The organism is Pigmentiphaga sp. NML030171 (assembly GCF_002188635.1).
In the GTDB taxonomy this organism is placed as follows: domain Bacteria; phylum Pseudomonadota; class Gammaproteobacteria; order Burkholderiales; family Burkholderiaceae_B; genus Pigmentiphaga; species Pigmentiphaga daeguensis.
The window spans coordinates 80,901-88,483 of the sequence record NZ_NINX01000019.1 but is presented as its reverse complement, the minus strand read 5'-3'; the positions used below and the strand labels follow the sequence as shown (position 1 = coordinate 88,483).

Genomic DNA, 7,583 nt, shown 5'->3' with positions numbered 1-7,583 from the left:
CTCGGATCGATCGGTGATATCCCGCCGGCAGAAGCCGAAGAGCGTTACTATCGACAACTCGCGGCATCCGCTGCGGAATCTGTTTTACTTTAACAAAACAGCCTCCGCGATTCCCGGTGTGATTCACTGCGATACGCGGACGACATGCCATTGTCGTTTTTATAGCGCCACATGCCTCCGATATCGGATCCGATCTCGAAGCAATCGAACTCGACACCATGTTCCAGCAAGGCCTTGGCGGTCGTGACTCCGGAGGAGCCGGCGCCGATGATGCAGACGGGGAGAGAAGGTGTTTCTTTCATGGCATTGAAAAGTGGTTGCTGTTGTCTAAACCGTTGCGACAGGTGTGACTGGCGAGGCAATCGCGCCGGGAAGTCGGAGTGGTGGCGCAGTCAAGAGAAATCTGCTGCGCCTACGATCCCGAAGATAAGAGTTCAGCGGTCCCAGATGCCAAAGTTCGCCCAGGTGGACCCCCAGCTTGAACAGGCAATGCTCGTGCAGCGGGAGAGCCGAGCAACAGATCGGTCCGGTTGGTCGGGCCGGGTACGCCTCGACCGCATAGTTGTCGGCGGCGATGGCTGCAACGCCGGAGTCCGTAATCCACCTCAGGAGATCGGGATCGCGGCCATCAAGCACACTACCGGTCGAATCAAGGACGGCTCGATCAGGTTTCTTGTCCATCCGCAAGAGCACGTCCGCAAACCCGGTGTGAAGGCACAGAATGTCCCCCGGCTCCACGATGACGCCTTGCGACACCATTGCCGAGCGCAACTCGCGCCATCCGACGAGCGTTCTGCCGGCGCCGAATTGGCCGTGCAGATCCAGTAGTACCCCCCGCCCCTGCGTCCCTTTTGTGGCCATATGCTCGATGCCCAGGAACGCGGCGCTCGATGTGACTTGTTCCGCATCATTGACGTCGGCCTCCGGTGAAGCGGGATTCGCGCGGACATCGATGTCGGCCCGGAATCCGTTGTAGTACACGGCACGTGGAATGCCGTCGCCAGCGACGTCGAACATCGAGCCCACGTGCGCCAAGCCATCCCACTGGGTCGAATACTGGAGGTACAGGGTTGCGAGGTCATCGCTCAGCACGTCTGTGCGCATCGGCTCGACAGCCTGCATCCTGAAGTTCAAACCCATGTGCCCGTGGCGCTTTGTCGGTCGCAGTACAGGGGGATGGCGATTCGGATTGAGTACATTGCCCCCCGGGAAGTCGAGCGGCAGGCTCAGGCAAAAAGTCCGTCCATCCTTGACTTCCGCCACGGCAGCCAAGGTTCGTTCGGGCGTCAGAAGGTTCAGTCGACCGAGCTGGTCGTCGTCACCAAAGTCGCCCCAGTTGGATCCTTCGGGTCGCTGAACCCAGCGTCTGCTTGTCACGGAAGCCGTCTCCTCAAGGTGATCTCCGCAGCACCATGGTGCCGGGACTTACCGATCAGTATATAAAAGTACTTTTTGGTAGTAAAGATAAATATACTTGTTTGAATAAAAATATACTTCATGGTATGTTTTGGCTGATCTTAAGAGTTCCTTCAATGAAAATTCCCCCCGCCGATCACGCATGCCTGTCCACGTCGGAGCTCACCGACTTCGCCGCAATCGAGGTCGGGCGCTCGTACGGGTGCCATCGACTTGAGCTTTCCGAGTCACTTGTGGACGCTTGGTGCAGCGTCTACGGAATTTGTCGCGAAGGCGGTCGCATGCCCGTGGGGATGACGTCTGTGATATCGATCCGGTCGTTCATGGCGCTCATCCCTTTCCGCCCGCCTGGAGGGATTCACGCTAGCCAGAGATTCGTTATCCGCGAATTGCCTTCTATAGGCGAAGTGCTGCACACCACGCTTGTGTGTGCACGCAAGGCCGAAAGGGGGGGAAGACTGTGGGTCGATCTGGAGATGCAAAGCGCGGGCCAGGATGGGCGGCCTTTGTTTCATGGCACCCATGTTGCACTTTGGGCAAGGTAAGGTCATGGAATACCATTCGCATGACCTGGAGGTCACTCAGGAAGCTGTCGCTCTATATGCCGAGGTAACCGATGACTTCAATCCGATTCACCTGGATTCGGACTTTGCAATGAAGACGGCCATGGGCGGTGTCATTGCCCATGGCACTCTGTCACTTGGCTTGGTTTGGGACGTACTTTCGCGCGTACCCGGTTTTGACGGGGCACACGCTGCTCTGGACATCCGTTTCGTGAGACCCGTGCGACTTGGCAATACCGTTCGCGCCGGTGCAAGAGCCACGGAAAGCGGCGGATTGGAAGTCTGGGTCGAGAACGAACGCGGCGAGCTGGTCATTGCCGGTTCGGCAACGGTACGCCCCGGCGAACAGCAATGAACAAGGCGCCGATTACAAAGCTGCGTTTCCCTGGTAGCCGAGCATGCGTAGCGACAGTACGCAAAGTTCGTCAGCCACGTCCTGGGGGGAAGTGTCTGCCGTTCCCTTGTACCAGCGTCTGACCCACTGCGTCATGCCCATGACGGCCCTGGAAGCCAGCTCGGGGTGGGCGGCCACGAAAGCCCCGGACTTCGCCCCGGCTTCGATGATGGCGGTCAAACGCTTGTGGAACTGCATCTCAAGCGCACGGATGTCGGAAAGCATCTCTTTGGGAAGATGCTTTTCTTCAACCGACATCAAGCTCCAAAGCCCGCGGTTTTCGATATTGCGCAGAGTCGCGATTCGAACGAAATTTACCAGCCTTTGCTCGGGAGGGCCATCGTCGGTCAGAGGGGCATTCAGCATGGAAAGCGAGTCTCGCAATTCGCGATCGCAGATGGCCGCCAACAATGCATGCTTGTTCGGGAAGAACTGATAGATGAACGGCTTGGTCATGCTCATCTGATCAGCGATCGCTTCCATGGTCGTCCCGACAAAACCACGCTCTATGAAGAGCTTGGCTGCAACCTGAAGGATCCTGTCTACCTTCAACGCACGAAGCTCGTCTTTGATCGTCGGCTCAGGTGGAGGTGTTTCCTTCACTCGAGCTTGCTTGCGTGTCGCCATTCATCACTCCCGGAAAAACAAAACAGCATTGACAAATGAATCTACCGGTCGGTAGACTAATATCCTTATTGGTACGTTTGACTGCTAGGCGATGATATCATCGATCGGTATGGTTGGAAATTCTACTGATTGGTATGGGTCGGTCGCTTGCCAAAAGGACATCCATGAGTTGGATTACTGGTGTGGGCATGACCTCATTCGGTCGCCACCAGGACAGCGACACGCTGTCTTTGATGAGCGAGGCCGCCATCGCCGCATTGAAGGATGCCGGCCTGGAGCGCCGACAGATTGATGGGTTGATCTGCGGCTACTCCACGACACATCCGCATTTGATGCTCAGTACGGTATTTGCCGAGCATTTCGGATTGATGCCATCCATTGCGCATGCGATGCAGCTTGGCGGCGCAACCGGCCTGGCGATGCTCATGCTGGCGAGCGAACTGGTCCTGTCCGGTGCCGCAGAGCATGTCCTTGTCGTGGCTGGGGAGAACCGCTTGAGCGGCCAATCCTCTGTCGATACGCTGCGCAGCCTGGCGCAGGTAGGGCACCCGACATACGAGGTACCGCTAGGGCCCACGATACCCGCCTACTACGCACTTGTGGCCTCGCGCTACATGCACAAGTACGGCGTGACCGAGGAGGATCTTGCCGAGCACGCCGTTGTGATGAGGTCACATGCAGTGAATCATCCAGGCGCCCATCACAAGCAATTGATTGGCTTGTCGGATGTGATGAGTTCGCGCGTGATCGCCAGTCCCCTCAAACTGCTCGATTGCTGCCCTGTATCGGATGGTGGTGCCGCATTCGTTGTCAGTAGGGAGCGCACAGGCGACATTGGCGTTCAAGTCATTGGCTGCGCGCAGGCACACACTCATCAGCATGTGTCGGCCGCTCGTGACTTGACGCAATTCGGGGCCTCCAGATCCCTGGAGCAGGCCGTGGCGAAATCCGGCGCAACTGTTGCGGATGCCGATTATTTCGCCATCTACGATAGTTTCACGATCACTCTTACCATCCTGTTGGAAGAGCTGGGTATCGCACCTCGGGGGGAGGCAGGAAAGATGGCTCGGGAGGGATGGTTTGGCCGGGATGGCCGGTTTCCCCTGAATACCCATGGGGGACTGCTCAGCTATGGACACTGTGGATGCGCCGGGGCCATGGCCCATCTTGTCGAAGCCCAGCTGCAGTTGACCGGACGCGCAGAAGGACGGCAGGTAAAAAGCCCGACCGTTGCGTTGCTGCATGGCGATGGGGGGGTTCTCTCTTCGCACGTGACCGCCTTCCTGGAGCGCGTGAGATGAGCGGCCCGCCTATTTCGCATCGAAGCTGGACCAGCGGACACCCGGCACTTTGCTTTCAGACTTGTCCGGTTTGCGGGCATGCCTGGTACTTTCAGCGGCCGTTTTGCCCCGCCTGCGGTGACCTGGCTCCTGAATCCAAGGTCGCTTCCGGTCATGGCAGGCTTTACGCGCTCACTACTGTCGAGCGTGCGCCGGGCGAAAGCTGGCAGTCCATGGCGCCCTACAACATTGTGCTGGTCGACGCGGACGAAGGTTTTCGCGTGATGGGGCATGGGGCCATGGGTCTTCGAATAGGAGACAGGGTGACGGTCGGCTTCATCACCCATGAAAACCAGATGCTTCCATTCTTCGAGGCGTCATCGCTTCCAGCCAAAAAGGAGACGACGTGACAAGCAACAATCTGAGCGCGGCCCTCAATCCAAGGTCAATTGCGATAGTGGGCGCATCACAAAACCCGGACAAGATTGGCGGTCGCCCTGTCGACTATCTTCAGAGGCACGGATTCAAAGGGGGAATCTACCCCATCAATCCCACCCGCCCCGAGGTACAGGGTTTGCGCGCCTATCCATCGCTCGCGGCGCTTCCCGATGTGCCGGACCTGGCGATCATTGCCGTATCGCGCGACGACGCGGTTGACGCCGTCAATCAATGTGCTGCCATTGGCTCGAAGGTCTGTGTGGTGATGGCCTCGGGGTTCGGGGAAGGCCACTCGGAGCAAGGGCGTGAACTCGAGCGGAACATGGTTCGTGTCGCAAGAGAGTCCGGGATGCGCATAGTGGGTCCCAATTGCCAAGGGCTTGCCAACTTCAGCAATGGGGCGCTGGCGACGTTTTCAACGATGATCAAGGAGTGCCCGCCTCAAGACGGCAGCATCGCCATCCTCAGTCAGAGCGGCACACTCGGAATGGCACCGTACGGTCTGTTACGCCGTCGCGGACTTGGTATAAGGCATGCGCACGCAACTGGAAACGATGCTGACGTGACCATAGCGGAATTGGCGGCCGCCGTCGCGGAGGACGAGCAGGTCCGGCTGATGATGCTGTATCTCGAGGGCATGCCCGATCCTCAAAACCTGGCTCGATTGGGGAGAATCGCGCAGGAACGCTGCCTGCCGGTGCTCGCGCTCAAGTCTGGTCGAACGCCCGCAGGCCAGGCTGCGGCATTGTCCCATACGGGCGCGATTGCAAGCGAGGATCGCGTTGTCGATGCGTTCCTGGAGCGCCACGGCATATGGCGGGCGGAAACCATGGAAGAACTGGTGGACGCGGCGGAGATGTATCTCAAGCGCTGGAAGATCAATGGTCGCAAGTTGGTGACGGTCAGTAATTCCGGTGCCGCGGGTGTCCTGGCCACCGATGCCGCAATCTCGCGCGGCATGCAGATGGCCGAGTTCCAGGTTGAGACGCGCGATGGCTTGCGAGCCATCCTGCCTTCGTTTGCGAACATCGGCAATCCTGTCGACATCACCGGCGCGATTCTCAACGACAGTAGCCTGTTCGGAAAGGCCCTGTCCGTCATAGCCAGCGATCCGTCCGCGGACGCATTTCTGGCCGCGTTTCCAGTCTCGGGTGCGGGATACGACGTCGCAAGCTATGCGCAGGCCGCAGCTCTTCTGGAATCCGAGACAGGCAAGCCCGTAGTCGCTGCCTCTCCCCAACCGGATGTCGCGGCATTGTTCCTGGCGCGAGGCATTCCTACGTTCATGTCCGAGAGCAGAGCTGTTGCGGCGCTGGATCAACTTACGGCTCATCATCATCGGCTACAGGCGGCCGCACGGAGCAGGCCCGCTCCTCCGTCGTTGCCACGCGAGAGGCGCTCGAACGCCTCTCGCATGCTGAATGAAGCTGAAAGCCTTGCGCTGGTTGCAAGCAAGGGAGTGCCTGTCGTCAGGCACGTCTTCTGCGCGACCCTGGAGCGGGCCATCCTGGCATTACAAGAGATCGGTTCCTCGGTCGTCGTCAAGGGCTGCTCCAGCACAGTGGCGCACAAGACCGAACTCGGGCTCGTGAAGATCGGCGTGAGTACCGAAGAAGAAATGCGGGTTGCCTATGAAGAGTTCCGCTCCGTTTGCACATCCGGCGGACTTTCTTTTGACGGAATGATCGTCGCCGAGTACTGCAAGGGCATGCGTGAATTGATGATCGGAGCACGCCGGGACCCCGTTTTCGGAGCCGTGGTAGTCATTGGCGATGGCGGAAAGTACGTGGAAGTCCTTGCCGACAACGCAATCCTCCTTGCACCGTTCTCGGCCGATGAGGTCAGGGAACGGCTCGGTCGACTTCGTATCGCTCCGATTCTGCGCGGCGTACGGGGCGAGCCTCCGTTGGACACCCAGGCCTTCAGCGAAGCTGTTCTCGCTGTAGGCAACCTGATGCTGGGTGACGAACGTATCGAGAGTATCGACATCAATCCGGTCATCGTCTCAGCGGAAGGCCTTGGGTGCCGAGCTGTGGACGCCGTTGTCTACACGTTCTGAGGAAAGTCATGCAGAAGAATCATGTGAGGGAGCGAGTCCTGGTCACGGGCGGCGGCTCGGGTATCGGAGCTGCGATCGCGCAGGCCTGCCGCGACCTTGGCCGCGATGTCGTCGTCCTTGACCGCGCTGGCGGAACGATCACCGTCGACCTCTCGGACGCCGCTGACACGGCGAGAGCGCTGTCGCGTGCACTGGAGGATGGTCCTATTACCCGTTTGGTCAACAACGTCGGCATGGTCTGTCCGGCCAGCATCGAAGAACAGACCTTGACCGAATTCGATCTTGCCTACGCGCTGAACCTACGCTGTGCATTCCAGTGCCTGCAAGCCTTGCTGCCGGGGATGAAGGCAGCGCGGTTCGGCCGTGTGGTGAACATCTCATCCAGAGCAGCATTGGGCAAAGAACTGCGTACCGCCTATGCGGCGTCCAAGGCAGGTTTGATCGGTGCCTCACGTGTTTGGGCGCTGGAACTCGGCCGACATGGCATAACCGTGAATGCGGTGGGCCCGGGCCCTATCCGAACCCCCCTCTTTGAGGCAGCCAATCCGACCGATGCTCCCCGGACCCGGGCCATCGTGGAGGCGATACCCGTGCGGCGAATGGGGGAGCCGGAGGATGTTGCCCACACCGTCGAGTATCTGCTGGATGCTCGTAGCGGATTTGTCACCGGTCAAACGATCTACGTGTGCGGGGGCATGACCACGGGGCTCGCGCCGGCTTGAATCCCTGCTGACACAGGGGCTCGAATAAGAATCTTGCCGTTTACCGGAAGGTAAAATAATATACTGGAAAGTATTTAAAGTGGC

Annotated in this window: 8 protein-coding genes; 5 read left to right on the top strand and 3 right to left on the bottom strand. The window is 59.0% G+C overall.

All coding sequences use genetic code 11. The features are described 5' to 3' along the window. Positions 1–89: 89 nt before the first annotated feature. The gene (locus CDO46_RS05195) at positions 90–302 is read right to left on the bottom strand and encodes an NAD(P)-binding protein (RefSeq protein WP_254914554.1); all 213 of its coding nucleotides are present in this window, start codon (positions 300–302) and stop codon (positions 90–92) included. A gap of 25 nt (positions 303–327) precedes the next feature. Further along, on the bottom strand, positions 328–1,377 hold the full coding sequence (locus CDO46_RS05190) for a cyclase family protein (protein WP_087837498.1): 1,050 nt from the start codon (positions 1,375–1,377) through the stop codon (positions 328–330). Positions 1,378–1,965: 588 nt separating this feature from the next. Between CDO46_RS05190 and CDO46_RS05185 the strand changes: the two genes are divergently transcribed. After that, positions 1,966–2,334, top strand: a complete 369-nt coding sequence (locus CDO46_RS05185; protein ID WP_087837507.1) for a MaoC/PaaZ C-terminal domain-containing protein — start codon at positions 1,966–1,968, stop codon at positions 2,332–2,334. 12 nt (positions 2,335–2,346) lie between these two features. On the opposite strand, the gene CDO46_RS05180 is transcribed toward CDO46_RS05185, so the two are convergent. Further along, a complete protein-coding gene (locus CDO46_RS05180; RefSeq protein ID WP_087837497.1) occupies positions 2,347–3,000 on the bottom strand; it encodes a TetR/AcrR family transcriptional regulator in 654 nt (217 codons plus the stop codon). A 164-nt stretch (positions 3,001–3,164) separates the two neighbouring features. Between CDO46_RS05180 and CDO46_RS05175 the strand changes: the two genes are divergently transcribed. The 4 genes from CDO46_RS05175 to CDO46_RS05160 are packed head-to-tail and all read left to right on the top strand — an operon-like array spanning position 3,165 to position 7,499. Beyond that, a complete protein-coding gene (locus CDO46_RS05175; protein WP_087837496.1) occupies positions 3,165–4,301 on the top strand; it encodes a thiolase family protein in 1,137 nt (378 codons plus the stop codon). Continuing rightward, positions 4,298–4,690 carry a Zn-ribbon domain-containing OB-fold protein gene (locus CDO46_RS05170; RefSeq protein ID WP_087837495.1) on the top strand — a complete coding sequence of 131 codons (393 nt, stop codon included), beginning with the start codon at positions 4,298–4,300 and terminating at the stop codon, positions 4,688–4,690. The genes CDO46_RS05175 and CDO46_RS05170 overlap by 4 nt, the downstream gene beginning before the upstream one ends. Next, a complete protein-coding gene (locus CDO46_RS05165; protein ID WP_087837494.1) occupies positions 4,687–6,777 on the top strand; it encodes an acetate--CoA ligase family protein in 2,091 nt (696 codons plus the stop codon). The genes CDO46_RS05170 and CDO46_RS05165 overlap by 4 nt, the downstream gene beginning before the upstream one ends. An 8-nt stretch (positions 6,778–6,785) precedes the next feature. Beyond that, entirely contained in the window at positions 6,786–7,499 is a 714-nt protein-coding gene (locus CDO46_RS05160; protein ID WP_087837493.1) for an SDR family oxidoreductase, read from the top strand. Positions 7,500–7,583 lie beyond the last annotated feature (84 nt).

Excerpts from the sequence above, each read along its gene's own strand:
- CDO46_RS05195 (WP_254914554.1), bottom strand. The coding sequence starts at position 302 with ATGAAAGAAACACCTTCTCTCCCCGTCTGCATCATCGGCGCCGGCTCC.
- CDO46_RS05185 (WP_087837507.1), top strand. The coding sequence starts at position 1,966 with ATGGAATACCATTCGCATGACCTGGAGGTCACTCAGGAAGCTGTCGCT.
- CDO46_RS05180 (WP_087837497.1), bottom strand. The coding sequence starts at position 3,000 with ATGGCGACACGCAAGCAAGCTCGAGTGAAGGAAACACCTCCACCTGAG.
- CDO46_RS05175 (WP_087837496.1), top strand. The coding sequence starts at position 3,165 with ATGAGTTGGATTACTGGTGTGGGCATGACCTCATTCGGTCGCCACCAG.
- CDO46_RS05170 (WP_087837495.1), top strand. The coding sequence starts at position 4,298 with ATGAGCGGCCCGCCTATTTCGCATCGAAGCTGGACCAGCGGACACCCG.
- CDO46_RS05160 (WP_087837493.1), top strand. The coding sequence starts at position 6,786 with ATGCAGAAGAATCATGTGAGGGAGCGAGTCCTGGTCACGGGCGGCGGC.